26 protein-coding genes and 3 tRNA genes are annotated in these 26,702 nt (G+C 64.3%); 18 read left to right on the top strand and 11 right to left on the bottom strand.

What is annotated here, in order from left to right; genetic code table 11:
• Nucleotides 1–7: 7 nt before the first annotated feature.
• The gene (locus tag ACUY1T_RS15355) at nucleotides 8–1,564 is read left to right on the top strand and encodes a SpoVR family protein (RefSeq protein ID WP_446024243.1); all 1,557 of its coding nucleotides are present in this window, start codon (nucleotides 8–10) and stop codon (nucleotides 1,562–1,564) included.
• 39 nt (nucleotides 1,565–1,603) lie between these two features.
• On the opposite strand, the gene ACUY1T_RS15350 is transcribed toward ACUY1T_RS15355, so the two are convergent.
• Nucleotides 1,604–1,918, bottom strand: a complete 315-nt coding sequence (locus ACUY1T_RS15350) for a high-potential iron-sulfur protein (RefSeq protein WP_446024241.1) — start codon at nucleotides 1,916–1,918, stop codon at nucleotides 1,604–1,606.
• A gap of 359 nt (nucleotides 1,919–2,277) precedes the next feature.
• On the opposite strand from ACUY1T_RS15350, the gene ACUY1T_RS15345 reads away from it, so the two are divergent.
• Complete coding sequence (locus ACUY1T_RS15345) at nucleotides 2,278–2,697, top strand: CopD family protein (protein ID WP_446024240.1); 420 nt, start codon at nucleotides 2,278–2,280, stop codon at nucleotides 2,695–2,697.
• Nucleotides 2,698–2,751: 54 nt separating this feature from the next.
• Here ACUY1T_RS15345 and ACUY1T_RS15340 read toward each other — a convergent pair whose 3' ends face one another.
• The gene (locus ACUY1T_RS15340; RefSeq protein WP_446024238.1) at nucleotides 2,752–3,216 is read right to left on the bottom strand and encodes a DUF2231 domain-containing protein; all 465 of its coding nucleotides are present in this window, start codon (nucleotides 3,214–3,216) and stop codon (nucleotides 2,752–2,754) included.
• Between the two features lie 96 nt (nucleotides 3,217–3,312).
• On the opposite strand from ACUY1T_RS15340, the gene coxB reads away from it, so the two are divergent.
• From coxB to ACUY1T_RS15315, 5 genes are all read left to right on the top strand, one after another.
• Nucleotides 3,313–4,314: a cytochrome c oxidase subunit II gene (gene coxB, locus ACUY1T_RS15335; RefSeq protein WP_446024236.1), complete on the top strand. Its 1,002-nt coding sequence runs from the start codon at nucleotides 3,313–3,315 to the stop codon at nucleotides 4,312–4,314.
• The gene (gene ctaD, locus ACUY1T_RS15330) at nucleotides 4,311–6,842 is read left to right on the top strand and encodes a cytochrome c oxidase subunit I (protein WP_446024234.1); all 2,532 of its coding nucleotides are present in this window, start codon (nucleotides 4,311–4,313) and stop codon (nucleotides 6,840–6,842) included. Before coxB ends, ctaD begins: the two co-directional genes overlap by 4 nt.
• Nucleotides 6,839–7,186, top strand: a complete 348-nt coding sequence (locus ACUY1T_RS15325) for a hypothetical protein (RefSeq protein WP_446024232.1) — start codon at nucleotides 6,839–6,841, stop codon at nucleotides 7,184–7,186. Before ctaD ends, ACUY1T_RS15325 begins: the two co-directional genes overlap by 4 nt.
• A 105-nt stretch (nucleotides 7,187–7,291) precedes the next feature.
• Entirely contained in the window at nucleotides 7,292–7,567 is a 276-nt protein-coding gene (locus ACUY1T_RS15320) for an Lrp/AsnC family transcriptional regulator (RefSeq protein ID WP_043510462.1), read from the top strand.
• Nucleotides 7,568–7,642: 75 nt separating this feature from the next.
• Nucleotides 7,643–8,527, top strand: coding sequence for a DNA/RNA non-specific endonuclease (locus ACUY1T_RS15315; protein WP_446024230.1), 885 nt, complete (start codon nucleotides 7,643–7,645; stop codon nucleotides 8,525–8,527).
• Between the two features lie 125 nt (nucleotides 8,528–8,652).
• Here ACUY1T_RS15315 and ACUY1T_RS15310 read toward each other — a convergent pair.
• From ACUY1T_RS15310 to ACUY1T_RS15300, 3 genes are all read right to left on the bottom strand, one after another.
• Nucleotides 8,653–8,739 (bottom strand) — tRNA-Leu (locus ACUY1T_RS15310).
• 46 nt (nucleotides 8,740–8,785) lie between these two features.
• Nucleotides 8,786–8,872 (bottom strand) — tRNA-Leu (locus ACUY1T_RS15305).
• A gap of 70 nt (nucleotides 8,873–8,942) precedes the next feature.
• Nucleotides 8,943–9,029 (bottom strand) — tRNA-Leu (locus ACUY1T_RS15300).
• Nucleotides 9,030–9,306: 277 nt separating this feature from the next.
• Between ACUY1T_RS15300 and rnr the strand changes: the two genes are divergently transcribed.
• The 11 genes from rnr to hemH all read left to right on the top strand — a co-directional run bounded on the left by rnr (nucleotide 9,307) and on the right by hemH (nucleotide 20,385).
• Nucleotides 9,307–11,712: a ribonuclease R gene (gene rnr, locus ACUY1T_RS15295; protein WP_446024229.1), complete on the top strand. Its 2,406-nt coding sequence runs from the start codon at nucleotides 9,307–9,309 to the stop codon at nucleotides 11,710–11,712.
• Nucleotides 11,713–11,786: 74 nt separating this feature from the next.
• Nucleotides 11,787–12,554, top strand: coding sequence for a 23S rRNA (guanosine(2251)-2'-O)-methyltransferase RlmB (gene rlmB, locus ACUY1T_RS15290; RefSeq protein ID WP_446024227.1), 768 nt, complete (start codon nucleotides 11,787–11,789; stop codon nucleotides 12,552–12,554).
• 171 nt (nucleotides 12,555–12,725) lie between these two features.
• On the top strand, nucleotides 12,726–13,109 hold the full coding sequence (gene rpsF / locus ACUY1T_RS15285) for a 30S ribosomal protein S6 (protein ID WP_446024225.1): 384 nt from the start codon (nucleotides 12,726–12,728) through the stop codon (nucleotides 13,107–13,109).
• 24 nt (nucleotides 13,110–13,133) lie between these two features.
• The gene (gene rpsR, locus ACUY1T_RS15280) at nucleotides 13,134–13,361 is read left to right on the top strand and encodes a 30S ribosomal protein S18 (RefSeq protein WP_010629658.1); all 228 of its coding nucleotides are present in this window, start codon (nucleotides 13,134–13,136) and stop codon (nucleotides 13,359–13,361) included.
• An 11-nt stretch (nucleotides 13,362–13,372) separates the two neighbouring features.
• Complete coding sequence (locus ACUY1T_RS15275; RefSeq protein WP_446024223.1) at nucleotides 13,373–14,227, top strand: hypothetical protein; 855 nt, start codon at nucleotides 13,373–13,375, stop codon at nucleotides 14,225–14,227.
• A gap of 15 nt (nucleotides 14,228–14,242) precedes the next feature.
• The gene (gene rplI / locus ACUY1T_RS15270) at nucleotides 14,243–14,689 is read left to right on the top strand and encodes a 50S ribosomal protein L9 (protein ID WP_446024221.1); all 447 of its coding nucleotides are present in this window, start codon (nucleotides 14,243–14,245) and stop codon (nucleotides 14,687–14,689) included.
• A gap of 299 nt (nucleotides 14,690–14,988) precedes the next feature.
• Nucleotides 14,989–16,488, top strand: coding sequence for a carbohydrate porin (locus ACUY1T_RS15265; protein ID WP_446024219.1), 1,500 nt, complete (start codon nucleotides 14,989–14,991; stop codon nucleotides 16,486–16,488).
• A gap of 155 nt (nucleotides 16,489–16,643) precedes the next feature.
• Complete coding sequence (gene dnaB / locus ACUY1T_RS15260; RefSeq protein ID WP_446024217.1) at nucleotides 16,644–18,032, top strand: replicative DNA helicase; 1,389 nt, start codon at nucleotides 16,644–16,646, stop codon at nucleotides 18,030–18,032.
• A gap of 77 nt (nucleotides 18,033–18,109) precedes the next feature.
• Nucleotides 18,110–18,403 (top strand): hypothetical protein, encoded by a 294-nt coding sequence (locus ACUY1T_RS15255; protein ID WP_446024216.1) that lies wholly within the window; start codon nucleotides 18,110–18,112, stop codon nucleotides 18,401–18,403.
• Nucleotides 18,404–18,584: 181 nt separating this feature from the next.
• On the top strand, nucleotides 18,585–18,887 hold the full coding sequence (locus ACUY1T_RS15250) for a DUF6482 family protein (RefSeq protein WP_446024214.1): 303 nt from the start codon (nucleotides 18,585–18,587) through the stop codon (nucleotides 18,885–18,887).
• 424 nt (nucleotides 18,888–19,311) lie between these two features.
• Nucleotides 19,312–20,385, top strand: a complete 1,074-nt coding sequence (gene hemH / locus ACUY1T_RS15245) for a ferrochelatase (RefSeq protein WP_446024213.1) — start codon at nucleotides 19,312–19,314, stop codon at nucleotides 20,383–20,385.
• Nucleotides 20,386–20,410: 25 nt separating this feature from the next.
• Here hemH and ACUY1T_RS15240 read toward each other — a convergent pair whose 3' ends face one another.
• The 6 genes from ACUY1T_RS15240 to ACUY1T_RS15215 are packed head-to-tail and all read right to left on the bottom strand — an operon-like array spanning nucleotide 20,411 to nucleotide 26,320.
• On the bottom strand, nucleotides 20,411–20,845 hold the full coding sequence (locus ACUY1T_RS15240; protein WP_411792995.1) for a Na+/H+ antiporter subunit G: 435 nt from the start codon (nucleotides 20,843–20,845) through the stop codon (nucleotides 20,411–20,413).
• Between the two features lie 10 nt (nucleotides 20,846–20,855).
• Complete coding sequence (locus ACUY1T_RS15235) at nucleotides 20,856–21,125, bottom strand: K+/H+ antiporter subunit F (protein WP_159550058.1); 270 nt, start codon at nucleotides 21,123–21,125, stop codon at nucleotides 20,856–20,858.
• Complete coding sequence (locus ACUY1T_RS15230; protein WP_446024211.1) at nucleotides 21,119–21,616, bottom strand: Na+/H+ antiporter subunit E; 498 nt, start codon at nucleotides 21,614–21,616, stop codon at nucleotides 21,119–21,121. The genes ACUY1T_RS15235 and ACUY1T_RS15230 overlap by 7 nt, the downstream gene beginning before the upstream one ends.
• Nucleotides 21,613–23,169 carry a monovalent cation/H+ antiporter subunit D gene (locus ACUY1T_RS15225; RefSeq protein WP_446024209.1) on the bottom strand — a complete coding sequence of 519 codons (1,557 nt, stop codon included), beginning with the start codon at nucleotides 23,167–23,169 and terminating at the stop codon, nucleotides 21,613–21,615. The genes ACUY1T_RS15230 and ACUY1T_RS15225 overlap by 4 nt, the downstream gene beginning before the upstream one ends.
• A complete protein-coding gene (locus ACUY1T_RS15220; RefSeq protein ID WP_446024207.1) occupies nucleotides 23,166–23,510 on the bottom strand; it encodes a Na+/H+ antiporter subunit C in 345 nt (114 codons plus the stop codon). Before ACUY1T_RS15220 ends, ACUY1T_RS15225 begins: the two co-directional genes overlap by 4 nt.
• Nucleotides 23,510–26,320 carry a monovalent cation/H+ antiporter subunit A gene (locus ACUY1T_RS15215; protein ID WP_446024206.1) on the bottom strand — a complete coding sequence of 937 codons (2,811 nt, stop codon included), beginning with the start codon at nucleotides 26,318–26,320 and terminating at the stop codon, nucleotides 23,510–23,512. Before ACUY1T_RS15215 ends, ACUY1T_RS15220 begins: the two co-directional genes overlap by 1 nt.
• Between the last annotated feature and the right edge of the window lie 382 nt (nucleotides 26,321–26,702).

Below are 26,702 nucleotides of genomic sequence, written 5' to 3'. Positions count from 1 at the left end.
AGGCAACATGACCCGACGCAAGCCGATTGCCACCGGTTCCGACTGGAACTTCGAGATCCTCGAAGCGTATGAACGGGAGCTGGCCAGGCTGGCCGACGAGTATCGGCTGGACACCTATCCCAACCAGATCGAGATCATTACCACCGAGCAGATGATGGATGCCTATGCCAGCGTGGGGATGCCGGTGGGCTACCATCACTGGTCGTTCGGCAAGCAGTTCCTGGCGGTGGAGCAGGCCTATCGGCGCGGCCAGATGGGGCTCGCCTACGAGCTGGTGATCAACTCCGACCCTTGCATCGCCTATCTGATGGAAGAGAACACGCTGATGATGCAGGTGCTGGTGATGGCCCATGCCTGCTATGGCCACAATTCCTTCTTCAAGGGCAACTACCTGTTCCGCGCCTGGACGGATGCCAGTTCGATCGTCGATTACCTGGTGTTCGCCCGCCGCTACGTGGCCGAATGCGAGGAGCGCCACGGCGTGACGGCCGTTGAACAACTCCTCGACGCCTGCCATGCCTTGCAGAACTATGGTGTCGACCGCTACAAGCGGCCGTCGCCGATCTCCGCCGAGGAGGAGGTGCGGCGCCAGGCGGAGCGCGAGGAGTATCTCCAGGCCCAGGTCAACACGCTGTGGCGTACCATTCCGGGGCGCCAGCAGGCCGACACCCTGCCTGGCAGCCTGGACAGCGAGGAGGATCCCCTGGGTCTGCATACGGCTGGGCGCTATCCTCCCGAGCCCCAGGAGAACCTGCTCTACTTTCTCGAGAAGAACGCACCGCTGCTGGCGCCCTGGCAGCGCGAGATCGTGCGCATCGTACGCAAGCTGGCACAGTACTTCTATCCCCAGCGCCAGACGCAGGTCATGAACGAGGGCTGGGCCTCGTTCTGGCACTACACCCTGATGAACCGGCTCTATGACGAGGGCCTGGTCGACGAGGGCCTGATGCTGGAGTTCCTGCAGTCGCATACCGCGGTGGTCAGCCAGCCCGGCTTCGACAGCCCCTACTACAGCGGTATCAACCCCTATGCGCTGGGCTTCGCCATGTTCAGCGACATCAAGCGCATGTGCGAGAACCCTACCGACGAGGACCGTGAGTGGTTTCCCGACACCGCGGGTAGCGATTGGCTGGAGGCGGTGCACTTCGCCATGTGCAACTTCAAGGACGAGTCCTTCATCCAGCAGTTCCTGTCACCCAAGGTGATGCGCGACCTCAAGCTGTTCAGCATTGTCGACGACGACCAGGAAGAGATGTTGGAGGTGACCGCCATCCATGACGAGCGTGGCTATCGCCGGATCCGCGAGGCGTTGGCGCAGCAGTATGCGCTGTCGCTGCGCGAGCCCAACATCCAGGTCTACGAGGCCAACATCCGCGGTAACCGCTCGCTGACCCTGCATCACGTGCAGGATAGCCGGCGCCCCATGGGCCGCAGTGTCTACCCTGTGATCCGGCACCTGCATCAACTGTGGGGCTTCCCCGTACGGCTGGAATCGCTCTCCGAGGAGGGGGCGGTCGTCCGGCGCTATCAATGGCCGCTCCCCGACGAGGAAGGCAAGGAATAGTGCATGGAAAGGAGGGCAGTGGCGGGCCTTGGGGCTCGCTCAGTCCATACTGACCCAGGATTGGCACCAGCCTGCGGGCTCGACGCTGTTCTGGGGGAATAGCTGGCAGCCTTCGCTGCGGCGTTCGAAGAACATGCAGTTGCTGCAGGTTTCTCCCGCTTCGTAGGCAGGATGGTCGCTGGCTTGCTCAGCCACTTCGACATAGTTCAACGCCTGGGCCTGCTCATCGTTGGGGTCGAGCCTTGGCAGGTTCTGGGCGAAGGCCTGACGCGAGAGGATACCGATTCCCAGGGGCAGGGCGGCGACGCCCAGCAAACCATTGCGAAGAAAGGTTCGTCGGCTCTGTGTAGCCATGGGGTGGCTCTTTTCGGCCATGGATGGTTCTCCTGCTTCGACACGGTCCAATGAAGATTACCCCGTTTCCGGCCAGACTGGCGCCAAGGATGAGTAACACCATCCCGATACTCTGACTCGCTGAGGGGGCACGAAGTTCTTAGTGTTAAGCCGAGGGAACACTTTTTCTTGCCAGGGCGCAATTGCCGAATGTTTCGCCGCGTTGCCAGCCGGTGTCATGCGGTTTCGGCAGGAGAGGCTGTGTAATGGGGTGAGAGAAGCCCTGCATAGCGGCGCATGGCAAGTCGCCCGAGTAAACCTGGCCTCGCTGCCCTACATTGGGTAGGGTGGGGTCACACTGCTGCTGCAAGGATGCTGTCATGCCGTGGATCAAGATTCTGCACATCGCCATGCTGCTGTGCTGGTGTGCGGCGTTGCTCTATTTGCCGGCCCTGCTGTTGGCGAGTGCCAGAACGCGGGGGGAGGCCAACTTCGAGGTGCCTGCGCCGGCCCTGCTGCGTTTTCTCTTCACCCATGTCGCCACTCCCTTCGCCCTGCTGGCGATCATGAGTGGCACGGCGCTGTTCCTCGTCGGGCAGCTCATCGGCGGCTGGCTGGTCGTGAAACTTGCGGCAGTGAGCGGCATGGTGCTGTGCCATGTCTTGTGCGGCGCCCTGATCGTGCGGCTGGAGCGCAACCGGCGTCGCTTCCTGTTGCCGGCGAGTGGTTTGATTGCCGCCTTGGCGGCATCGCTGATGCTCGCCGTGCTGGTGCTGGTGCTGAGCAAGCCATTCGCTTGAGGCATGACAAGGAGAGTCTCGATGCGCAACTCGACCCGCCAAGCACGGTTTGCGTCACTTGTCGTCGATTTCAACGCCGACCGCCTCGTCGTAGACGAGCATGCCGCCGATGATCCCGGTGAGCACGATGAGCCCTGCCGTCATCAGCGTCAGGCCCACGGCCCAGGGCAGCAGGTCGGTGGGGGCGAGGAATCGCCACAGCCAGTTGAGCGAGGCCAGCGACAGCATCATTACCGCGAGGATGGCGTGGCACCAGCCGAGAATCAGCTCGCGTATGCGCTTGACCGTAATCAGGTCGATGAGGCCGGCGATACTGGCGACCCAGCCGCCCAGCGCGCCGATGCCGGCAAGCCACAGGCTGGTGCGCGCCCAGAACGTGTCGCCGGTGTAGAGAAAGAGGGCATCGCTGCCGACCACCAGCATCAGGCAGGCGATGGGGAAGTGCACCAGGGTGGGGTGGAGAGGATGGCCGGCAATGGCGGCGCGGCTCTTGATCGAGCGTCTCGGTCGGTCAGCCATATTCGCGTCCTTTGCGATCGGTTCAATGCTCTCCCTGGCATTCAACGCCCTGGCCGGCACCGGGTCAACCGCTCACGCACACTAGTGTGGAGCGTCTTGCCGCTGCTTGGCCTGCTGACCGGCTGCAGCGGCGAGATGTCGATCATGGACCCCTCGGGGCCGGCAGCTCGGGCGCAGTTCTGGGTGTGGTGGGCCATGTTCGGCATCAGCGCGGTCGTTGCGCTTACGCTATTCGCGCTATGGCTGTTCACCTTTCGACGGCGGGAGCAGCCGCAGCGAACGCCGCGGGAGGAGCAGCGCATCATGCTGCGCTGGGTCCTCGGTGGCGGCGTTTTGCTGCCTGTCGTCAGCATCATTGCATTACTGGTATTTGCCGCGCCGACGGGACGCGGCATGCTGCCCTTGCCGCTACCGGAGGGCGAAGCCGAGCGTATCGAGGTGGTCGGGCACCAGTGGTGGTGGGAGATACGTTACCCCGGCGAGGAGGGCGAGCGGGATGTCGTCACCGCCAATCGGCTGGTGATGCCGGCCGGCGAGCCCGTCGACTTTCGCTTGACCAGTGCCGACGTCATCCACGCTTTCTGGATCCCGCGGCTGGGCGGCAAGCGGGACATGGTTCCAGGGCGGTACACCACCATTCGCCTCGCGGCCGATGCGCCCGGTGTCTTCGGCGCCCAGTGCGCCGAGTACTGCGGTGCACAGCACACTCACATGCTGCTTCACGTCGAGGCGCTGGAGCGTGACGACTTCGAAGCCTGGCTGACCGAGCGGCGCTCGCCACCCGAGCCGCAAGAAGGGTTCGACCAGGCGCGTGAGGCCTTCGGCGAGCACTGCGCGGCCTGCCACACGGTCGATGGCTTCCCCGAAGAGCTCATCGTCGAGGACGTGACCCACGACATTCAAGGGCCCAACCTCAGCGACATCGGCTCCCGCCCCACGCTGGGCGCCGGTGTGTTGCCCATGGACGAGGGCGCCATCGCCTACTGGCTGCAGCACCACCAGACGCTCAAGCCCGGCAATAGGATGCCGCCCCACAACCATGTCGGAGCCGAGACATTGCAGGACATCGGTGCCTGGCTGGAGGCGTTGGAACCATGAGCGATACCAAGGACGCGACTCTGACACCGGAAGTTCGCCGGCTGCATGAGGGGTTGGCCAGGGTCTGGGCCAATCCGCCCGGCCTGGGTGCCTTGACCGTGGTCAACCACACCAGCGTCGGGCTGCGCTTCATGGTTACCGGGGCGATCTTCTTCTTGATCGGCGGGCTTCTGGCCATGCTGATCCGCACCCAGCTCGCCTTCCCCGATAACGACTTCATGTCGCACGAGACCTACAACCAGGTCTTCTCCATGCACGGCACGGTGATGATGTTCCTGTTCGCCATCCCCATTCTCGAGGGGCTGGCGATCTACATGATCCCCAAGATGATCGGTGCACGCGACCTGGTTTGCCCGCGGCTTTCCGCCTTCGGCTACTTCTGCTATCTGTTCGGCGGCATCATCCTGACCTCCAGCCTGCTGCTGGAAATGGCGCCGTCAAGCGGCTGGTTCATGTATACCCCGCTGAGCAGCGGTGACTATTCGCCCGGGCCTGGGTCGGATTTCTGGCTGCTGGGCGTTACCTTCGTGGAAATCTCGGCCCTCTCCGCCGGGTTGGAGCTGGTGGTGTCGATCCTGCGCACGCGCACCGAGGGCATGGCGCTGCACAAGATGCCGCTGTTCGCCTGGTACATCCTGGCCATGGCGCTGATGATCGTGGTCGGCTTTCCGCCACTGATCCTCGGCAGCATTCTGCTCGAGCTGGAGCGTGCCACCGGCATGCCCTTCTTCGACGTGGCCGGGGGCGGTGATCCGGTATTGTGGGCTCACCTGTTCTGGCTGTTCGGCCACCCCGAGGTCTACATCATCTTCCTGCCGGGGGCGGGCATCGTCTCGACCCTGATCCCGGTCTTCGCCAGGCGCCCCATCGTCGGCTACGGCTGGGTGGTGGCGGCCATCGTCATCATGGGCTTCGTCAGCTTCGGCCTGTGGGTGCACCACATGTTCACCCTGGGCATCCCACAGCTGGCGCTGGCGTTCTTCTCGGCGGCGAGCATGCTGGTGGCGATTCCCACCGGCATCCAGATCTTCGTCTGGCTCGCCACGCTGTGGCTGGGGCGGCCGGTCATGTCGCTGCCGATGCTGTGGATCGTCGGCTTCCTGGTGATCTTCGTGCTGGGCGGGCTGACCGGTGTGATGCTGGCGCTGGTGCCGTTCAACTGGCAGGTTCACGATACTCACTTCGTGGTCGCCCACATGCACTACGTGCTGGTGGGCGGCATGCTGTTCCCGCTGATCGCCGGACTCTACTACTGGCTGCCGCTGGTATCGGGGCGCATGCCGTCGGAACGGCTGGGCAAGTGGAGTTTCTGGCTGATCTTCCTCGGCTTCAACGTGACCTTCCTGGTCATGCACTGGACGGGACTACTGGGCATGCGCCGGCGCGTGTTCACCTACGACAGCGCCATGGGCTGGGACATCTACAACCTTATCTCCTCGGTCGGTGGGTTCATGATGTCCGCGGGCGTGGCGCTGTTGATCCTCGACGTCGCGCTTCACTTCCGCTTCGGCAGGAAGGCGCCGCAGAACCCGTGGAACGCCGACACCCTGGAGTGGGCCATGCCCAAGCCGCCCACGCCCTACAATTTCGTCAGCCTGCCGCGGCTGGAGACGCGCCATCCGCTATGGGACCACCCCGAGCTGCCGCGCACCATCACCGAGGGGCAACATGGCCTCAATACCATCGATCATGGCCGGCGCGAGACCTGGGGCAGCGATGCGCTGACCGGCAAGCTGCGCGAAGTGGTGCATCTCCCCACCAACTCCTGGTGGCCGTTCTTCGCTGCCCTGGCCTTGGCGGCGGTCTGCATCTGCCTGCTGGCCAGGCTCTATCCGCTAGCGGGGGTAGCGACACTCGTGGCCGCCGTGTTCCTGTTGCGCTGGTCGTGGGAGAACGGTGCCCATCCCCAAGCTGCGCCCGACTCCACGGTAGCGCCCGGACAGCCGCCGCTTCATTCGCGCACCATGAACGGACCCGGGGTCTGGACCATGTCGGTGTCCCATCTGGCCAACGGCTCGCTCTACCTCTCCCTGCTGTTCGGCTGGTTCTACCTGTGGACCGTAGCGCCCGAGTGGCAGATGCCGGAGACGTCACCGCTCTCCATGCCGATGATGGTGGGGGCCGGCATCGCCCTGACGCTGGGTACCGCGTGGCTGGCCAAGCTGGTGCGCCGCTTGCGCCGACGCAATGATGCGGGGCTTGGCGGGGGCATGTACCTGGCTGCCGGGCTCGGCACGTTGCAGTCGGTCCTGCTTGGCCTGACGATTTGGCAGGCGGGGCTGGCGCCGACCGAAACCGCCCACGATGCCACGCTGCTGGTGGCGTTGCTCTACGTATTGATCCACGCGTTGCTGGGCGGCTTGCTTTGCCTGCTGCAGGGGCTGCGGGTCGGCTATGGCTTCGTCAGCGCCGAGGCCCCCCTCGAGCCGCTGGTGGTGCTGCGTCTGTGGTACTACAACCTGGTCGTCTACTGGACCCTGTTCGTGGCCATCTGGGTCATACCGACCCTGCTGGGAGGGGCGTCATGAAGCATTTGTTGAGGCTGACCCATCCGATCCATCTCGTCACCGGCCTGACCATCTGGGGACTCTGGTTCGTGGCCATCTACGCCGGGCTCTCGGTGGCCTGCTCGGTGGCGCCACCCGCCCCCGAGCGCGATATGCTGACCGCCATCAATGTCGGGGTCGGGTTGGCCACGCTGGTTACCACCGCGCTGCTGCTGTGGCTGACCTGGGCCAGCGTCGCGGCAGGGCGCAAGGCAGAGTTGCGCGAGTGCTATTTTGCCTACGTTTCGGCGGGTGTCTTCCTGTTCTCGGCGGGCGGGACGCTGTTCGTCGGCTATCCGATAATGTTTCTGCCCCCCTGTTTGTAGGGGGGGGCGTCCGGTGTTTTATTCAGCCGCCGTGGCTGGCCTGCTATACTCGCGCCAGCGCGGCGGTGCCATGCCGCACGAACACCTAACCGGGGAGGGTGCCCGATGCAGAATGCCGTGATCCTGATCAATACCGACAAAGGGCAGGTCAAGGCGGTGGCCGAGCGGCTCGCCGACGTCGAGGGGATCAGCGAGGTCTATTCCACCTGTGGCCGCTACGACCTGGTGGCGATTGCCCGTACCCGGGACTTCGAAAGCCTGGCCGAGCTGGTTACCGAGCGCCTCAATGCCGTCGAGGGTATCCGCGATACCGAAACCCTCAATGCCATGCAGGTGCATTCCCGGCACGATCTCGAGACCATGTTTTCGCTGGGCTGGTAGCACGTCGGTTCTCTATCCCATTGAGTTGAATGCCGGTGCCTAGGCGTGCCGGAGCAGTACCATTCGGAACGAATCATGGCCTTAGCACGCTCTCGCGGCAGGCGTCGTCGCGCTTCGCTGCCTCGCTGGCGCTCGCGCGTCCGCCAGTTCGGTATCACGCTCGTCTTCGTCGTGGTCGGCAGCGGCCTGTGGTACACCCAGGAGCAGGAATACCGTGACCAGCTCAGTTGGATGGGCGTGCCCACCTGGGAAAGCCCGACACCGCTGACGGTACATCGCGTGTTGCGCAATGACGGCTTCCTGGTCGGCTGGTCGGACGTGCGGGTCAATCCGCTCTGGGTCAGCTATCTGCTGCACGAGGTGGAAGATCCGAGGCCGGGTCCCAGGCCCGATTTCCGTCGCGATTGGCGTACCCTCTGGCCGATCGCCGCCGACAGCTATTTCGGCAGCGGCTACGACCGCGGCCACCTGGCTCCCAACTACGCCATCGCCACGGTGTATGGGCGCCAGGCTCAGGAGCAGTCGTTCCTGATGAGCAACATCTCGCCCCAGCGACCCGATCTCAACCGCCGGCTCTGGCAGCGCCTGGAAGAGGTGGTGATCGACCACTTCGTGCCGCGCTTCGGCGTGGTACAGGTGATTACCGGCCCAGTGTTCCCCGAGCGCTTTCTCGACAACGTGACGCATCGGGTGGGGCTCGTCGAGATCCCCGAAGCCTTCTACAAGATCGTCGTGGTGCCGGCCGAGGAGCCGATGGCGCTGGCCTTCATCATGCCCCAGGAGGTGCGCGGTGACGAACCACTGGACGACTATCTGGTGAGCATCGACGAGGTGGAGGCACGCACCGGGCTGAATTTCTTCCCGCGTCTGCCCGAAGACGTGGCCGAGCTACTGGAAGGGGAGGTGGTGGCCGAAGGGTGGGCATTAGAAGAGGTGGCCCGCCTGCCCGCCCGTTACTGAAATAAATGGCTGCGCGAGCGAATCACAGGCACAAAAAAACCGCGATTGGTCGCGGTTCTTTTCATTCGTCAATTCGCTCTGGCGATGTGTCAGCCTGCATGACGCGATGTGCTCGTGAAGAGCAGTGGTGCCCAGGAGAGGACTTGAACCTCCACATCCGTAAGGATACTAGCACCTGAAGCTAGCGCGTCTACCAATTCCGCCACCTGGGCGCATCATGCCGTCGTTGCATCTGCCGTCGTGTTCGCGTGCCTGGGATGGTGCCCAGGAGAGGACTTGAACCTCCACATCCGTAAGGATACTAGCACCTGAAGCTAGCGCGTCTACCAATTCCGCCACCTGGGCGAACACGGGGCTTTCGAACTGACAAAGAGCAGGGGGCCTGACCCCTACCATCGCTCCCGAAGGGAGCGAATGGTGCCCAGAAGAGGACTTGAACCTCCACATCCGTAAGGATACTAGCACCTGAAGCTAGCGCGTCTACCAATTCCGCCATCTGGGCAGGCGACGCGTATCTTACCCAAATTGTGGCCCAATGCAAGAGCGTTGGGCGAATTTTCGCCTCCCATCCCGGCGGCGTGGATGACGTCAGCGGGGGAGTTCATCGAGAGTTTGCGTTGGGCTTTATCCTCGGATCATGCCGCCATGGTTGGGCCGAACCGGCACCGGCGCTATAATGCGGGCATGACAAACGACTCCATTAGCAACACCCTACGTACGCGGCCTCTCGCCCGCGCCCTTCCCGGAACGCTGCCCCCGTTGCCAAGGATGCCCCACGCATGACTCATTGGACGCTCAGCGACGACCCCCATGCCAGCCGCGAGGCCCACAAGTACGACAAGCCGGCGCCCAGCCGCGAGTACCTGCTGGCGCGCCTGGAAGAGTACGGTAAGCCGGTCACCCATGAAAAAATGAGCCGCATGCTGGACCTCGACGACGAGGACCTGCAGGAAGCGGTGCGCCGTCGCCTGGCGGCCATGGAGCGCGACGGCCAGGTGCTGCGCAACCGCGCCGGGGCCTATGCCCTGATCGACAAGCTCGACCTGATCAGGGGCAAGGTATTGGGCCATCGCGACGGCTTCGGCTTCGTGCTGCGCGACGACGGCAAGAAGCCCGACCTGGTGCTGCCGCCGCGGCAGATGCGCCGGGTCTTCCATGGCGACTACGTGCTGGTGCGCATCAGCGGACGCGACCGCCGCGGGCGCGACGAGGCCACCATCGCCGAGGTGCTGGCGCGCAATACCCAGACCATCGTCGGCGTGTTCCGCGAGAATACCTCAGAGTTCGGCGTGTTGATCCCCGAGAACCCGCGCATCACCCAGGAGGTGATCATCCCCCACAGCGCCTGCGGTGGTGCCCGGGACGGCCAGGTGGTGTCGGCGAAGATCGTCCAGCAGCCCGATGCCCGGGTGCAGCCGGTGGGGGAGGTGGTCGAGGTGCTTGGCGAGCGCATGGATCCGGGAATGGAGATCGACATTGCCATCCGCAGCTACGAGATTCCGGCCGAATTCCCCCCCGAGGTGCACGACCAGATCGCCGAGATGTCCGCCGAGGTGGCCGAACAGGACAAGCAGCACCGCATCGACCTTCGCCATATTCCGCTGGTCACCATCGATGACGAGACGGCCAAGGACTTCGACGATGCGGTATGTGCCTGGAAGACCAAGTCCGGCAGCTGGAAGCTGCTCGTCGCCATCGCCGACGTGTCGCACTACGTGCGTCCGGGCACGCCCCTCGACGAGGAGGCGATCCGCCGCGGCAACTCGGTCTACTTCCCGGGGCAGGTAGTGCCGATGCTGCCTGAGCTGCTCTCCAACGGGCTTTGTTCGCTCAACCCGCACGTCGATCGGTTGGCCTTGGTCTGTGAGATGAACATCTCCAAGAGCGGGACGATCAGTCGCTACCACTTCTATGAGGCGGTGTTCCAGTCTCATGCGCGGCTGACCTACAACAAGGTCGCGGCGATCCTCGACGGCGACGATGCCGAGGCGGACGCCCTGCGTGAGGAGTACCGCGACCTGGTCAAGCCGCTCCAGGGCCTGCACGAGCTCTACCGGGTACTGCGCCAGGCCCGCGAGGAGCGTGGCGCCATCGACTTCGAAACCACCGAGACGGCGATTCTCTTCAACGAGGAGCGCAAGATCGAGAAGATCGTGCCTCGAAGCCGCAACGACGCACACAAGATCATCGAGGAGTGCATGCTGGCGGCCAACGTGGCCACGGCGCGCTTCCTCGACAAGCACGACCTGCCGGCGCTCTATCGCATCCACGAGCGGCCCTCGCCGGAGCGCCTCGACAAGCTGCGCCTGTTCCTCAACGAACTGGGGCTTTCGGTGGGTGGTGGCGACGAACCCACGCCGCAGGACTACCAGGCGCTGGCCGAGGCGATTCGCGGCCGCCCGGATGCCGACGTGATCCAGACCGTGATGCTGCGCTCGATGAGCCAGGCGGTCTACTCGCCGCAGAACGAGGGGCACTTCGGCCTGGCCTATCCGGCCTACGCCCACTTCACTTCGCCGATTCGCCGCTACCCCGACCTGCTGGTGCACCGTGCGATTCGTTCGGTGATTCGCGGGCCGCGCCAGACCAACACCGTGCTGCGCGCCGAAGGAGCACCGGTGGAGCCGCCCAGCAAGTGGTGCCCCTATACCTTCGAGCAGATGCTCGAACTCGGCGAGCACTGCTCGATGACCGAGCGGCGCGCCGACGACGCCACCCGCGACGTGGAGGACTGGCTCAAGTGTGAGTTCATGTCCGACAAGCTGGGTGAGGTCTTTGATGGCACCATCGCCTCGGTCACCCAGTTCGGTATCTTCGTGCGCCTCGACGAGGTCTACGTCGAGGGGCTGGTGCATGTCACCTCGCTGCCTTCGGACTACTACCATTACGAGCCGGAGAAGCACCGCCTCAAGGGTGAGCGTACCGGCATGAGCTACCGCCTGGGCGATGGCGTCACGGTGCAGGTGGCGCGCGTGGACCTGAACGACCGCAAGATCGACTTCGCCCTCGAGGATGAGAAGCCGCGACCCAAGCGTGAGCCACGCAAGCGCCGTGGGGGAGGCGAGACGACCTCCACGCCCAAGCCCGCCGCTGACAAGGCTCAGGCGGAAGACAAGGGCGAGCGTGGCAAGGGCAAGGGCGGCAAGCGCCGCCGCGGCCCGCGCAAGCCGAGGGCTCGGAGCTGATGGCGCAAGGTCGCAAGGGAAGGTCGCGCGATACAGGCAGGAGCAGGAAGCCGGGTCCTCGCCACGCATCCAGCATGCCTGGCGTGCCCGGTGGGCTCGATGCGGTGTTCGGCGTTCACGCCGTGCGCGCCCTGCTGGAGCGGGGCGACGCCCCGCGAGTGCTCTGGGTACAGGAAGGCGAGGCGCAGCAGCGTCTGGCCGAATTGGTCGACAAGGCCCGGCGAGGCGGGGCGCGAATTGAGCTGCATCCGCGTGACGAGCTGGATCGTCTGGCCCAGGAAGCCTCTCACCAGGGCGTCGTCGCCTTCACCGCTCCGCTGGCCTTCGAGAGCGAAACCTCACTGTGGTTCAAGCTCGAAGCCTGGCCCCACGAGTCGCCGCCGCTGCTGCTGGTGCTCGATGGCGTCACCGACGTGCACAACTTCGGCGCCTGCCTGCGCAGTGCCGATGCGGCCGGCGTGCATGGCGTGATCGTGCCCAAGGACAAGGCCGCACCACTCAACGCCACGGTGCGCAAGGTCGCCTGTGGCGCCGCCGAGAGTCTGCCGGTCTACCAGGTGACCAACCTGGCCCGCGCCCTGGCCCGGCTCAAGGAGTTCGGCGTATGGATCACCGGCACCGCCGGCGAGGCCGAGGCGATGCTGTTCGATGCTGATTTCAGCGGCCCCGCCGCGCTGGTGATGGGGGCCGAGGGCAAGGGCATGCGCCGCTTGACTCGCGAGGCCTGTGACGGCTTGGTCAAGCTGCCCATGGCCGGCAGCGTCTCCAGTCTCAACGTCTCGGTGGCCACCGGCATCTGCCTGTTCGAGGCTGTGCGCCAGCGTCGGGGCGCCGGCGGCTGAACCGCTAACGCCACACTGCCTTGCAAGTGGCGGTGCGGATCACTAGAATACAGGCGCCCGTTCCTGCGTGAGCGGGCGTTGCTATTTGACTATCACCTCCTTGCTTCCCTTGAGTGCCAGTCCCGTATGGAACAGGTTCACGCGGAAGCTGCCAACCCGAAAGGAGATCCCATGCGTCATTACGAGATCGTGTTCATGGTCCATCCGGACCAGAGCGAGCAAGTGCCGTCAATGGTCGAGCGTTACTCCAGCATCGTCACCGAGAGCGGTGGCACCGTGCATCGCCTGGAGGACTGGGGCCGTCGTCACCTGGCCTACCCGATCAACAAGATTCACAAGGCTCACTACGTGCTGATGAACGTCGAGTGCAGCGGCGAGACCCTCGATGAGATCGAGAACATCTTCCGCTTCAACGATGCCATCATTCGCAGCCTGGTGGTGCGCTGCAAGGAAGCCATCACCGAAGCTTCGCCGATGATGAAGCCGGCAGACGACAAGCGTCCGCGTCGCGAAGAAAGACCGCGTACCGAAGAAGAAACTGCCGAAGCCAACTGATCGCACGTACCGAGGAGTCTTTACATGGCACGCTTTTTCCGCCGTCGCAAGTTCTGCCGTTTCACCGCTGAAGGCGTGAAGCAGATCGACTACAAGGATCTGGACACGCTCAAGGCCTACATCACCGAAACCGGCAAGATCGTACCTAGCCGCATTACCGGTACCAAGGCCCGTTACCAGCGTCAGCTGGCTACCGCCATCAAGCGCGCGCGCTACCTGGCTCTGCTGCCTTACACCGACAGCCACCAGTAAGCTGCGACTCGATGTTGCCGATTGCCCGATGGCTGATGCGTGGCATGCCCTACGCCGCAGGCGGGGCGGCATTGGCTGCGATCGTACCCTGGCTGTTCTGGCTGAGCGGTGCCATCGTGGCCCTGGTCACCCTGCGGCGCGGCCTGTCGCCGGCACTGCCGGTGCTGGTGGCGGCTGCCGTTCCTGCCGGTTGGTGGTGGACCCAGGGCGATGCCATTCCGCTGGCCAGCATACTGCTGGTCACGCTGATGGCGGTGGTGCTGCGCTCGCGCATGCGCTGGGGCGAAGCGCTGATCGTCGGCACCCTGGCCACTGCGGCGATGATCCAGCTCGGCATCTTCGTACCGCCGGGCGGTACCGGGCCGCTGCTGGAACAGCTGCGGCAGGGGTCGGCCGACATCGACCGCATGCTGACCGAGCTGGCGCGGCAGGGCTTCGACACCGAAGAGCTGGCAACGCTGTTGATCGGTGGCATTACCGGCCTGGTCGTGCTGATCGCCGCCATCGGCTGTCTGGCACTGGCGCGCGCCTGGCAGGCGGGGCTTTACAACCCCGGCGGCTTTCGCGAGGAGTTTCATGCGCTGCGCCTGGCGCCGCGCGAACTCGGCCTGCTGGTACTGCTTGGCGTGGTGGGCATGGTGCTGGACCTGCCGTCGCTCTCCATGCTGGTCTGGGTGCCGCTGTTGGTGGCCGGTATCGCCCTGGTGCACGGCTTCATCGGGATAAAGGGCATGAACGGGCTGTGGCTGATCGCCTTCTATGTACTGCTGATCACCACCTGGCCCATGATTCTGATAGTGCTGCTGGTGGCCTTCGTCGATGTGTTTGCGGATTTCCGCAGCCGTCTGGCCCCTCGCAGCGACTGACATGAGGTTAACGAGATGGAAGTCATTCTGCTCGACAACATTGGCAAACTGGGCGGTCTGGGCGACAAGGTCACCGTGAAGCCCGGCTATGGCCGCAACTACCTGGTGCCTTACGGCCTGGCCGTACCTGCCACCAAGGATAACGTGGAAGCCTTCGAGGCCCAGCGCGCCGAACTCGAGTCCCAGGCCGCCGAGCGCAAGGCGATCGCCGAGTCCCGTGCCGCCCAGCTGGCCGAGATCGAGCTGTCACTGGTCGCCAAGGCCGGTGAAGAAGGCAAGCTGTTCGGCTCCATCGGACCGCGTGACCTGGCCGAGGCGCTGGGTCAGGCCGGCATCGAAGTCGCCAAGAGCGAAGTTCGCATGCCCGAAGGCCCGATTCGCCAGACCGGTGAGTACGACATCGACCTGCACCTGCACGCCGAAGTCGACGCCACCGTTCGCGTGGTCGTAGTCGCCGAGTAAGCTTTTTAGCTAGCTCAGTAACGACGCCGAGGGGCGCGGGGAGAACTCCCTGCGCCCCTTGTTTTTGCTCGCGATGAGGTCGGTCTCTTAGACATTGGTAGTAATATTACGGTTTGTCTTTGCGTCATCACTCTTAAACGATTAAGTTCTGCCTGACCTGGAGGCGTTGCGCTTCAGGCCAGGGCAACAAGGCCATTGAGACAGCATTGCGATGCCTGTCTGTAACGATACAGTGCCGTGTTTCGCCCCGTTCTTCTTGTGAAAACAAACGAACAAACAAACATAAAGGAACAACTGCGATGAAGACCGCCTTGCTACGAACTCCGCTCGTTGCCGCTGTGGCCGTGGCCAGCTTCGGCATGATGGGGCATGCCGTCGCCGATACCGCTGCCCTGGAGCAGCGCCTGCTGGAGCTCGAGAATCGCATCGCCGCTGCCGAGCAGCGGGCCAGCGCCGCCGAGCAGCGCGCCGAGCTCGCCGAAGCCCAGGCCGAGGGTCGCCTGTCCGCGGAGGAGGTGGAGGAGCGCCTGGCCAAGGTCGAGCGCCAGGCCAGCGGTGAAGAAGGGTTCTCGTTCAACGTCTACGCGCGCTCGGGGCTGCTGCTGGGCGAGGATCGCAAGAGCATCGAGGGTGGGCCCTACGTGACGCCGGCCGGTGGGCTGGGCGGCGCCGTAGGCCGGTTGGGCAACGAGCCGGACACCTACGCCGAGGCCATCCTCAATTACCGCATGCAGTTCGACAACGGTGCCAAGGCGCTCTACCGCACCATGCTGGCCAGCGGCACCACCACCAGCAACGACTGGGACGACGACTCCAACCTCAACGTGCGCCAAGTCTATGCCGAGTTCAGCGACCTGCCGAGCTTCACCGGTGCCTTCGAGAACGCCTCGATCTGGGCCGGCAAGCGCTTCGACCGCGACAACTTCGACATCCACTGGCTCGACAGTGACTTCATCTTCCTCGCCGGGACCGGTGCCGGTATCTACGACATGCAGCTGGCCGACAACTGGCGTTCCAGCTTCTCGCTCTATGGGCGCAGCTTCAGCGACTTTCCCGTCGATAGCGAAAATCCCGGCGATACCGGCTCTACCGATAGCCTGATCGTCACGTCCAACAACTACTTCGGCAACTGGCAGTGGATGCTCAACGGCCTGTCGGCGGCCGACAACGACGAGCGCGACATCGGCGAGAATCAGACCGCCGCCGACAGCGGTTTCCACACCATGGTGGCCTATCACGGCGACAGCTTCTTCGGCCTGGGAGAAGGCAACTTCAAGCTGGCGCTGCTGCACGGCCAGGGCCTGGGCGCTCAGGTCAAGGGGCTCGGCAGCGACGGCGATCTCACCGACGACGCCACCGCGACTCGTCTCGGCATCTACGGCACCACCTACGTGGCGCCGAAGTGGCGCGTGGCGCCGGCGATTCTCGCCGAGACCAGCGAGGACCGCTACGTCGAGGGCGATCAGTACGACTGGGCCACTCTCAACGTACGCCTGGCCAACGAGCTGACCGAGAACTTCGAGATGCAGTACGAGGCCAGCTACCAGTGGATGGACCTCGACGCCCGTGGCTACAACGGCAATGGTGCCGCCGAGGGCGACTACACCAAGTTCACCATTGCGCCAACCTTCAAGCCCCAGGTGGGCGGCTTCTGGCAGCGCCCCGAGATCCGCCTGTTCGCTTCCTGGAGCGATTGGGACGAGGAGCTCAACGGCTACAGCGGCGACGACGCTTTCGGCAGCGATGGCTTCACCGGCGGTCAGTGGAGCTTCGGCGTACAGACCGAAGTCTGGTTCTAAGCCAGGCCCGGCTGCGGCCGGGCCACTGCTCGCGCCCTGTTTCGATCCCTTGCCGCGACCGGTTTCGGTCGCGGTTTTTGTCGTTTCGAGAGGTAGGGCGGACCCCGGCCATCGGGTAGAATGGCACGGCCCGTTCCCATGAAGGTTGTTGCGCCATGAACGACACGCTCGAGCTCGACAAGGAAACCGCTGCGCTCAAGGTGCCGCCGCACTCGCTCGAGGCCGAGCAGTCGGTGCTGGGTGGCCTGATGCTCGACAACCAGGCCTGGGACAACGTGGCCGACCGACTGGTGGCCGACGACTTCTACCGCTATGAGCATCGCCTGATCTTCAACGCCATGAGCGGCCTTGCCGAAGCGGGCAAGCCGCTCGACGTGGTCACGCTTTCCGAGGCGCTGGAAGGGCGCGATCAGCTCGATACCGTGGGCGGCCTCGCCTACCTGGCCGAGCTGGCCCGCAGCACGCCCTCGGCGAGCAATATCCGCGCCTATGCCGATATCGTTCGCGAGCGGGCTACGCTGCGCAAGCTGATTCGTGCAGCCAACCAGATCGCCGACGGCGCCTTCAGCCCCCAGGGTCGGCCGGCCGACGAACTGCTCGACGAGGCTGAGCGCCTGGTGTTCCAGATCGGCGAGGAGCGACCCAAGTCGGGCGGTCCCATCGGCATGAGCGAGCTGCTGGCCAAGGCGGTCGATCGCATCGACGAGCTGTTCAACATGAAGGGCGAGATGACCGGGCTCTCCACTGGGTTTCGCGACCTCGACGAGATGACCTCGGGCCTACAGCCTTCGGACCTGGTGATCATCGCGGGGCGCCCCTCCATGGGCAAGACCACCTTCGCCATGAACGTGGTGGAGCATGCGGTGATCTCCAGCGACAAGCCGGTGATGGTGTTCTCCATGGAGATGCCGGCGGATGCGTTGATGCTGCGTATGCTGTCGTCGCTGGGGCGCATCGACCAGACCCGGGTGCGTACCGGCCAGCTCGAGGACGAGGACTGGCCGCGGCTGACCTCGGCGGTGAATCTGCTCAAGGACAAGCAGCTGTTCATCGACGATACCGCGGCGCTGTCGCCCAACGAGATGCGCTCGCGAATGCGCCGCCTGGTGCGCGAGCACGGCAACCTGGCGATGGTGATGATCGATTACCTGCAGCTGATGCAGATCCCTGGCTTCTCCGAGAACCGCACCGGCGAGATTTCCGAGATTTCGCGCTCGCTCAAGGGACTGGCCAAGGAGTTCGGCTGCCCGGTCATCGCGCTATCCCAGCTCAACCGTTCGCTGGAGCAGCGTCCCAACAAGCGGCCTGTAATGTCGGACCTGCGCGAGTCGGGCGCCATCGAGCAGGATGCCGATGTGATCGCCTTCGTCTACCGCGACGAGGTCTACAATCCGGATAACCCCGATAACCAGGGCCTGGCCGAGCTGATCATCGGCAAGCAGCGTAACGGCCCCATTGGTACGGTGCACATGGCCTTCATCGGCAAGTACACCCGCTTCGAGGACCTGGCGCCGGACAGCTACGGTGAGGCATTCGGCGAGTGAGGCCCGGCGGCGCTTGAGCCTCGCGTGCGGCTCCGTATAATGCCGAGCCCCCGACAGACGAAAAGCGAGGAGTGACCATGGCAGGCGGATTTCGGCGCGGCAAGCGCCAGCGCACCCCCAAGCTGGAAGCACGCGGCGAGCTCGAGTCGCTGGAGCGTGAAGGGCCATTCAAGGAGTGGCTGGGCATGCCGGACCTCTACCGCTTTCACCTGGTCGTCGATGGCGAAGCCTACAGCTACCAGACCGAAGATGCCGAATTGACGGTGGCAGTGGGCGACCGCGTGGTGTTCCGCTACAAGGAGACCAAGGCGGGCAAGTGGGTCGACCGCAACTCACTGGCCAAGGCGATCGACCCCTCTGACTATCAGTAGCCTAGCCACTCGCGCAGTACCCACCGGCCCGGGCGAGCGTGTTGGGAACCCTCCTGGCTCCAGCGCTGTCATACAATGAATATGCCAGCGTCATGCAGGTTTCATCGGGCACAGTCATGCTGTGCCCGATGCATATCCTGCAGGCCTCAACGGAACGCCATTCCAAGACATGGAGGGAGCCATGGAATTCGAGCAGTTGAAACACTTCGTCGCCCGGCACGACAATTTCGAGGTACGTGTCATCACGCATTCCGGCAGCCACTGCTACCAGGTGGAGCTGGAAGACGTAGAAGGGAAGCGCCACATGCTGACCCGCCGCGGCAAGCCAACGGTATTTCGCTCGCTGGAGGATGTCTATCTCGAGTTGCAGCGCGCCGGCATCAATCGCGCCTTCCTGGTCCAGCACGTGCCGCAGGATGAGGTCGTCGGCCGCGAGGCCCACTATCGCGATCCGCTTACCTCACGCATGCCGCTGGTTTTCTAGGAAACACTGCACAAATGCCTACACGAGCGAATCACTGCGTTGCGCGGTGCCGAAGCGTCGGACCGTCGGAATCCTCACATATACCCCATATGCTCCGGTTGACTCGCAGCCTTCGGCTTCTCGCCCCTTCGGGGCCAGCCTACGGCTGTTTGTCGCTTCGCTCGGTTCTGTGCTCCGTGCGCCTTGCGACCCACAGGGATGTGGGAAGTGCGTTGGTTCGTAGGGAACGAACCTAGCCGCTTCATCTCGCTCGGCGATTTGTTCAGCGATTCCTTTAGGACTTGCGGCGGCCCGGGCGGCTCGCCCGGGTACCTTCCTTGATCCAAGTTATACAAATCGTATTCATAGTATAACTTCATGCCCCACACGGTTTTCGCCTGATACAATGAGCGCTTCTTTTTCTCACCCATGAGGAGCGCAGCGCATGGCCGCATCGCAAGTGGAACCGGACCCGACAGAACGTCAACGTCCTGCCCATGCTCCGGCGGACCATCCCGCGATTCTGCGGCCCAAGGTAGGCGTCGTGCTGGCCAACCTGGGTACGCCGGATGGCACCGACTACTGGTCGATGCGACGCTACCTCAGCGAGTTTCTCTCCGACAAGCGAGTCGTCGACTACCCGAGCTGGAAGTGGCAGCCGCTGTTGCAACTGATCATCCTCAGCCGACGTCCGTTCAAGTCCGGGGAAGCCTATCGCGGCATCTGGAACAACGAGAGGGACGAGAGCCCACTGTTGACCATCACCCGGGAGCAGGCCCGCAAGGTGGCGGCGGGGCTCCAGCAGCGCCATGGCGACCGGGTGCTGGTGGATTTCTGCATGCGCTACGGCAACCCCTCCACCGACAGCGTGTTGCGCCGCATGCAGGCCGAGGGCTGCGAGCGCATCCTATTCTTCCCGCTCTACCCGCAATACGCCTCGCCGACCACGGCCACGGCCAACGACCACGCTTTCCGCACCCTGATGAAACTCAAGTGGCAGCCGGCCATTCGCACCGTGCCGGCCTATTTCGAGCACCCCGCCTATCTCGAGGCACTGGCCAACTCGGTGCGCGAGGCCTACGCTGCCGCCGACACGACGCCTGAGGTGCTGGTGGCCTCCTACCATGGCGTACCCAAGCGTTTCCTCACAGAAGGCGATCCCTACCACTGCCAGTGCCAGAAGACCACGCGGCTGCTACGCGAGCGGCTGGGCTGGGAGGAGAGTGCTGTGCAGACCGCCTTCCAGTCGCAGTTCGGCCCGGAGGAGTGGGTCGGGCCGCCGACCGTGGATCACGTGGCGGCGCTGGCACGCCAGGGCAAAAAGCACATCGCGGTGATCTCGCCGGCGTTCTCCTCCGACTGTGTGGAGACCCTCGAGGAGATCAACGAGGAGATCCGTGACAGCTTCCTGGCGGCCGGGGGGGAGCGCTTCACCTACGTTCCCTGCCTCAACGACCGCGATGACCATATCCAGGCGCTGCTGGCGATCATCGACAATGAGCTGGGCGGCTGGTGCTGAGTCGTTCCTGCGCCACGAAACTGGCTCAGCGGAACAGGCGCGAACGCTTCTGCTTGCGGTATTTCCAGGGGTGCCTGGCCCGGGCCGGGCGGGCGACCCGGCTCTGGCCCACGTCCTCATCGCGGAATTCCGGCACCGAGCCCTGAGTGCCGGTGATGAAGCGCAGGTGCATGTGCAGCCCCGTCTTGGCCAGCATGTGGCCGGTGACCGGGGCGGTGATGAACAGGAACAGCGTGATCAGCAGTTCCTGAACGTGCAGTTCGCGCTGGGTAATGGTGAAGTAGAGCATCGAGGCGATCAGCACGCAGCCGATACCCAGCGTGGTGCCCTTGGTGGGGCCATGCAGGCGCATGAAGAAGTCCTTGAACTGCAGCATGCCCAGCGAGCCGGTGAAGGCGAAGATGCCGCCGGCCACCAGCAGGAAGGAGATCACGCCCTCGGCTATCACGTAGAAGGTCATGTGGTGTCCTCTATTCGATGATGTCGCCGCGCAGCAGGTAGCGGCAGATGGCCATGGTGCCGACGAAGCCGAGCATGGCGATCAGGATCGCCGCCTCGAAGTAGGTCTTGGTATTGAGCCACAAGCCCAGCAGCACGATCAGGGCGATCGAGTTCACGTAGAGCGTATCGAGGGCCAGCAGGCGGTCGGGCACGTCGGGGCCGATGGCGAGACGGTACACGTTCATGGCCATGGCCAGCACGATCAGGGTCAGGCTGATCAGCAGGGCGGTATCTAGCATTCGAAGATCTCCTTGAGCGGCCGCTCGTAGCGATCGCGGATCTCGCGGATCAGGGCCTGCTCGTCGTCGAGGTCCAGCACGTGGATCAGCAGCGAGGAGCCGTCGAGGCGGATGTTGGTCGACACGGTGCCGGGCGTCATGGTGATGGTATTGGCCAACAGGGTGATGGCCAGGCGATCCTTCACCTCGAGCGGATACTCGACGAACCCGGGATGCGGCTCGCGCCGCGGCAGCAGGATCAGCAGGCTGACGTGCACGTTGGCCTTGGCGATGTCCCACAGCACCACCAATACGAACCAGACCAGCTTGAGCGGATGCTTGACCCGCGGCAGCGGCTCCCAGAAGCCTTGTGTCAGCAGGGGGATGCCTACTGCCAGGACCAGCCCCAGCAGCACCTGGCCGGGGGCGAGGCTGCGGACCATCAGTAGCCACACCACCAGCAGTACCAGCGACAGCGTGGGTGTGGGCAGGTAGCGTCCCAAGGCCTTCATAGGGTGTCTCCCTGTGTCTCGCCGAGCGCTAGCTGGCGAAGCTGCGCGATCTCCTGGGTGGGCTCGTCACCAAGCAGCTGCTGGATCACCGCCTGGGGCGCGGCCAACTGTTCGGCGGTGGCCTGAGCATAGTGGCTGACGGGGCCACCGAAGGCGACCAGTACGGGGGCGCTGGCGAGCAGCCACACCACACCGGCGAGTTGGGCGCGGCTGACCTTGCCGGCGGCCACCTCGCCCTTGTAGCTGGCCCAGAAGAATACCGAGCCGGCGCGGGACATGGCGATCAGGGCGCACAGGCCCGCCAGCAGCAGTAGTGGCCATAGCCAGAGCCGCGCCACGCCTTCGGTGGCCTGCATCAGTAGCAGCTTGGCCAGTGAGCCTGCCAAGGGGGGCAGGCCGACCACGCCCACGGCGGCGATCAGGAACATGACGCCGAGCAGGTGGCGCTGGTAGAGGCGTCGCGCGCGCACCAGGCGCGTACCGGCCTTGCCACGCTGTTGGCCGATCAGTTCGGCGATCAGGAACAGCGCGCCACAGATCAGCGTGGTATGCGGCAGGTAGTAGAGCAGTGCGGTCGTGGCCGAGGAGGTGCCCAGCGCCGTGGCTGCCAGTAGCGTCCCTACCGAGACCAGCACCAGGTAGGCGATCAGCGGGCGCAGGTCGCGTGCCGCCACCACGCCGATGGCGGCCAGCAGGATGGTGGCCAGCCCCGACCACCATAGCCAGCCGGTGATGGCGGCGGCGGCGGGGGTGTCGATGAAGATCAACGACTGGACCCGCAGGATGGCATAGAGGCCGACCTTGGTCATGATGGCGAACAGGGCGGCAACCGGTGCCGGCGCGGCGGCATAGGTGCGTGGCAGCCAGAAATAGAGTGGCAGCAGGGCCGCCTTCAGGCTGAAGACCACGATCAGCAGCAGAGCGCCGGCGGTGACCAGGGCGGCATCGTCGCCCGACATGTCCTCCACGCGACGCGCCATGTCGGCCATGTTGAGGGTGCCGGTGGCGCCATAGAGTACGCCTAGCGCGATCAGGAACAGTGCCGAGCCAGCCACGTTGAGGATGACGTAGTGCAGGCCGGCACCGACCCGGGCCTTGTTGCCGCCGTGCATCAGCAGGGCGTAGGAAGCCAGCAGCAGGATCTCGAAGAACACGAACAGATTGAACAGATCGCCGGTGAGGAAGGCACCGTTCAGGCCCATCAGTTGCAGTTGGAAAAGACCGTGGAAGTTGCTGCCGCGGATATCGTCACCGGCGCAGGCGAAGATGATGCAGCCCATGGCCAGCACAGCGGTCAGGGCCAGCATCAGCGCCGCGAGACGATCGAGCATCAGTACGATGCCGTAGGGTGCCTGCCAGTTGCCCAAGGCATAGAAAGCCAGTTTGCCGCCGGCCGCCTGGTGCAGCAGCAGCAGGCTGACGAGCAGCAGCAGGCCGGTAAAGGCAAGGCTCAGGCAGCGCTGGGTATGGTCGGTTGCCTTGCCGGAGAGCAGCAGTACCAACCCACCCAGCATGGGCAACAGGATGGGTAGCGAGATCAGATGCTGATTCATCGTGGGCTGTCCCCATCCTCACCTTGCTGTCCGTCCACGTGGTCGGAGCCGAGATCGCCGCGGGCGCGAATCGCCAGGATCACGACGAAGGCGGTCATGGCGAAGCCGATGACGATGGCGGTGAGCACCAGGGCCTGGGGCAGGGGGTCGGCGGGAGTGAATGACTCACCGATCACTGCGGCGGCATGGGTGTTGAGCCCACCGGTGGAGAACAGGAACAGGTTCACCGCATAGCCGAGCAGTGCCAGGCCGACAATGACGGGAAAGGTGCGCCCGCGCAGCAGCAGGTAGATGCCGCTAGCGGTGAGCACGCCGACGACGAGCGAGAAGAGGGCTTCCATCAGCGTTCCTCCAGCGTTGGACGGTTCATCGTGGTGACGCGGCCCAGGTTGATCAGGATCATCAGCGTGGCGCCGACCACGGCCAGGTAGACCCCAACGTCGAACAGCATCGCCGTGGCGAGTTCGAATTTACCCACCAAGGGTAAGTGAAAGTAACCGAATGCCGAGGTCAGGAAGGGATAGCCGAACAGCCAGCTGCCAAGGCCGGTGGCCAGGGCTACGGCCAGGCCCGATACGGCCACGACGGGATAGGAGAGCGGCAACCTTTCGCGGGTCCAGTCGTGGCCGCGCGCCATGTACTGCAGCAGCAGCGCGGTAGCGGTGATGAGCCCGGCGATGAAGCCGCCGCCAGGCTGGTTGTGGCCGCGCAGGAAGATGTAGACCGAGACCAGCAGCGCCAGCGGCAGCAGGATCTGAGCTACCACCGCAAGGATCAACGGGTAGCGATGCTGCGACCAGCGAATGCCCTCGATATTGCCGGAAGGCATGAACAGGCGCAGGCGGTTGAGCAACTTGAAGGTGGCAAGGCCGGCCAGGGTCAGCACGGTGATCTCGCCCAGGGTATCGAAGCCGCGGAAGTCGACCAGGATGACGTTGACCACGTTGGTCCCGCCACCGCCGGGTACGCTCTCGCGCAGGAAGTAGTCGGCGATGGTCGCGCTCTCCCGGGTCAGCAGCGCGTAGTTGAGCATGGCCACCACCAGGCCCAGCGCCGTCGCCAGGATCAGGTCGCGCAGGATGCGTCGTCCCGATACCAGCAGCGGCGGCCGCTGGGGCAGGAAGAACAGCGCCAGGATCATCAGGATCATCGAGGCGACCTCCACCGACAGCTGGGTCAACGCCAGGTCGGGGGCGGAGAAGCGCACGAAGGTCAGCGATACCGACAGCCCCACCACGGAGAGCATCAGTAGCGACACCAGCCGCCAGCGGTGGCTCATGGCGCTGCCGATGGCACCGAAGATCATCAGCCCGGCGCCAAGGAACAGCATGCCGTCGAGCGGCTGCAGCCCGCGCTCGCCGGTCAGGTTCTCCAGCTGTGTCAGGCCGATGGCGGCCATGGCCAGCGCACTCAGGATCAGCAGTGCCTGGTAGCGCTGCAGTGAGCCGTTCTCCAGCTTCAGGGTCAGCCACAGGGAGGCCTTGATCAGCCGCTGTATCGCCGCCTCGAAGATCAGCCCGGCATCGCGTTCGGGGAAGAGCCCGGCGATGGCGGCGAAGCGGCGTTGCTGACGCAGTACCAGGATGCCGCCGGCAACGGCAGCCACGCTCATCAGCAGCGGCATGTTGAACCCGTGCCACAGGGCCAGGCTGAAGACCGGGGTGGTTTCGCCCTGTACGGCGAGGCTCGCCGCGTTCAGTAGCGGCGCCGCCAGGGTCATGGGAAACAGCCCGATCACCAGGCTCATGGCGGCCAGGAAAAGGCCGGGAGCAAGCATGCCCCGAGCCGGGTCGTGGGCTTGCAGCGGCGGCTGGGCCTTCTGCTCGCGGGTCAGCTTGGGTTCGGCGAAGAACAGGCTCCAGATCAGGCGCAGCGAATAGGCGACCGAGAGCATGGCAGCGACCACTACCAGCAGCGGGATGACGATGCTGAGCGCTCCGAGCAGGTTGTTGATCAGGCTCTGCTCGAACAGCATCTCCTTGGACAGGAAGCCGTTGAACGGCGGGAAACCCGCCATGGCGGAGCCGGCCAGGATCGTCATGGTGCCGGTCAGCGGCATCATCGACCACAGCGCACCGAGGCGGTCGATGTCGCGGGTGCCGGTCTCGTGATCGACGATGCCTACCATCATGAACAATGCCGCCTTGAAGGTGGCATGGTTGAGGATATGGAATACCGCGGCGACGATGGCGAGCGGGCTGCCCAGCCCCAGCAGCAGCGTGATCAGCCCCAGATGACTGACGGTGGAAAAGGCGAGTATGCCCTTGAGGTCGCGTTCGAGCAGGGCGAACCAGGCGGCATAGAGCATGGTTGCCAGGCCCACCAGCGACAGGCTGACCGCCCACAGCACGGTGTCGCCCAGGGCCGGGTTGAGGCGCGCCATCAGCAGCACGCCCGCCTTGACCATGGTCGCCGAATGCAGGTAGGCGGAAACCGGCGTGGGCGCGGCCATGGCGTGGGGCAGCCAGAAGTGGAACGGGAACTGGGCCGACTTGGTGAAGGCGCCGAACAGTACCAGTGCCAGGATCAACGGGTAGTGTTCGGAGGCGCGGATCAGGTCGCCGGCTGCCAGCACGTCGCTCACGGCGAAACTGCCGACGACCTGGCCGATCAGCAGGATGCCGGCGAGCAGGGTCAGCCCGCCGGCGCCGGTGACGATCAGTGCCATGCGCGCGCCGCGCCGGGCATCGCTGCGGTGGCCCCAGAAGCCGATCAGCAGGAACGACGAGATGCTGGTGAGTTCCCAGAACAGCCACAGCAGGATAAGGTTGTCCGCCATGGCGATGCCGAGCATGGCGACCATGAACAGCATCATGTAGGCGAGGAAGCGGCCGTCATCCTCCTCGCTCGAGAGGTAGTAGCCGGTATAGAACAGGATCAGGCTACCGATACCCAGGATCAGCAGCGCGAACAGCAGGGTCAGGCCGTCGATTCGCAGCGCCAGGTCGAGGCCCAGCAGAGGGAGCCAGGGTATCTGTAGGCTGACCACGTCGCCGGCGATGACGGCCGGCGCATTTACCAGCACCAGGCCGAGGGCGAGCAGCGGGGCGATCAGGGTAGCGGCGACACAGATCTTGCGACCATGGCGAGAGGTCATTATCGGCACGAAGATGCCGGCGATGGTGAGAAGGGGGATCCACAGCAACGACATGGTGGTTCGTCCATTCTGGCGGCGGGTCGGACATTGCTCCATGGCGCCATCGCGTGGCGGCGCGCCCGAGTACCACTCACAGGCTAATTATAATGATTGAGAATCGACGCGGTGGGCTGCCGGAAGGGAATGAAGAAACGGAGGGAAATCGCTATACTAGCAAGCCGTTTCGTCGTGAAATCAATACTTACCGTAGCCAGCCGCGGCGCAAAGTCTACTGCTTTTGCGCTGCAATAGACAGTCTGGGGCGACGGCTGACGCTCATCCTTTGGGCGTATTTTTTGAGCCTAATCACCGTTTCTTGATCTGGTGCACTATCGACTCGAAGCTCCCTCAGAAGGGGCTTGACAAGGCTGGTTTGCCAGCAATCTGACGATGCCGT

This window comes from Billgrantia sp. Q4P2 (assembly GCF_052806135.1).
Note: the sequence above shows the minus strand (reverse complement) of the source record. Positions and strands in the feature narration are given on the sequence as shown.

Coding starts and splice junctions, on each gene's coding strand:
- ACUY1T_RS15355 (WP_446024243.1), top strand. CDS start 8: ATGACCCGACGCAAGCCGATTGCCACCGGTTCCGACTGGAACTTCGAG.
- ACUY1T_RS15350 (WP_446024241.1), bottom strand. CDS start 1,918: ATGGCTACACAGAGCCGACGAACCTTTCTTCGCAATGGTTTGCTGGGC.
- ACUY1T_RS15345 (WP_446024240.1), top strand. CDS start 2,278: ATGCCGTGGATCAAGATTCTGCACATCGCCATGCTGCTGTGCTGGTGT.
- ACUY1T_RS15340 (WP_446024238.1), bottom strand. CDS start 3,216: ATGGCTGACCGACCGAGACGCTCGATCAAGAGCCGCGCCGCCATTGCC.
- ctaD (WP_446024234.1), top strand. CDS start 4,311: ATGAGCGATACCAAGGACGCGACTCTGACACCGGAAGTTCGCCGGCTG.
- ACUY1T_RS15325 (WP_446024232.1), top strand. CDS start 6,839: ATGAAGCATTTGTTGAGGCTGACCCATCCGATCCATCTCGTCACCGGC.
- ACUY1T_RS15320 (WP_043510462.1), top strand. CDS start 7,292: ATGCAGAATGCCGTGATCCTGATCAATACCGACAAAGGGCAGGTCAAG.
- ACUY1T_RS15315 (WP_446024230.1), top strand. CDS start 7,643: ATGGCCTTAGCACGCTCTCGCGGCAGGCGTCGTCGCGCTTCGCTGCCT.
- rnr (WP_446024229.1), top strand. CDS start 9,307: ATGACTCATTGGACGCTCAGCGACGACCCCCATGCCAGCCGCGAGGCC.
- rlmB (WP_446024227.1), top strand. CDS start 11,787: ATGCCTGGCGTGCCCGGTGGGCTCGATGCGGTGTTCGGCGTTCACGCC.
- rpsF (WP_446024225.1), top strand. CDS start 12,726: ATGCGTCATTACGAGATCGTGTTCATGGTCCATCCGGACCAGAGCGAG.
- rpsR (WP_010629658.1), top strand. CDS start 13,134: ATGGCACGCTTTTTCCGCCGTCGCAAGTTCTGCCGTTTCACCGCTGAA.
- ACUY1T_RS15275 (WP_446024223.1), top strand. CDS start 13,373: ATGTTGCCGATTGCCCGATGGCTGATGCGTGGCATGCCCTACGCCGCA.
- rplI (WP_446024221.1), top strand. CDS start 14,243: ATGGAAGTCATTCTGCTCGACAACATTGGCAAACTGGGCGGTCTGGGC.
- ACUY1T_RS15265 (WP_446024219.1), top strand. CDS start 14,989: ATGAAGACCGCCTTGCTACGAACTCCGCTCGTTGCCGCTGTGGCCGTG.
- dnaB (WP_446024217.1), top strand. CDS start 16,644: ATGAACGACACGCTCGAGCTCGACAAGGAAACCGCTGCGCTCAAGGTG.
- ACUY1T_RS15255 (WP_446024216.1), top strand. CDS start 18,110: ATGGCAGGCGGATTTCGGCGCGGCAAGCGCCAGCGCACCCCCAAGCTG.
- ACUY1T_RS15250 (WP_446024214.1), top strand. CDS start 18,585: ATGGAATTCGAGCAGTTGAAACACTTCGTCGCCCGGCACGACAATTTC.
- hemH (WP_446024213.1), top strand. CDS start 19,312: ATGGCCGCATCGCAAGTGGAACCGGACCCGACAGAACGTCAACGTCCT.
- ACUY1T_RS15240 (WP_411792995.1), bottom strand. CDS start 20,845: ATGACCTTCTACGTGATAGCCGAGGGCGTGATCTCCTTCCTGCTGGTG.
- ACUY1T_RS15235 (WP_159550058.1), bottom strand. CDS start 21,125: ATGCTAGATACCGCCCTGCTGATCAGCCTGACCCTGATCGTGCTGGCC.
- ACUY1T_RS15230 (WP_446024211.1), bottom strand. CDS start 21,616: ATGAAGGCCTTGGGACGCTACCTGCCCACACCCACGCTGTCGCTGGTA.
- ACUY1T_RS15225 (WP_446024209.1), bottom strand. CDS start 23,169: ATGAATCAGCATCTGATCTCGCTACCCATCCTGTTGCCCATGCTGGGT.
- ACUY1T_RS15220 (WP_446024207.1), bottom strand. CDS start 23,510: ATGGAAGCCCTCTTCTCGCTCGTCGTCGGCGTGCTCACCGCTAGCGGC.
- ACUY1T_RS15215 (WP_446024206.1), bottom strand. CDS start 26,320: ATGTCGTTGCTGTGGATCCCCCTTCTCACCATCGCCGGCATCTTCGTG.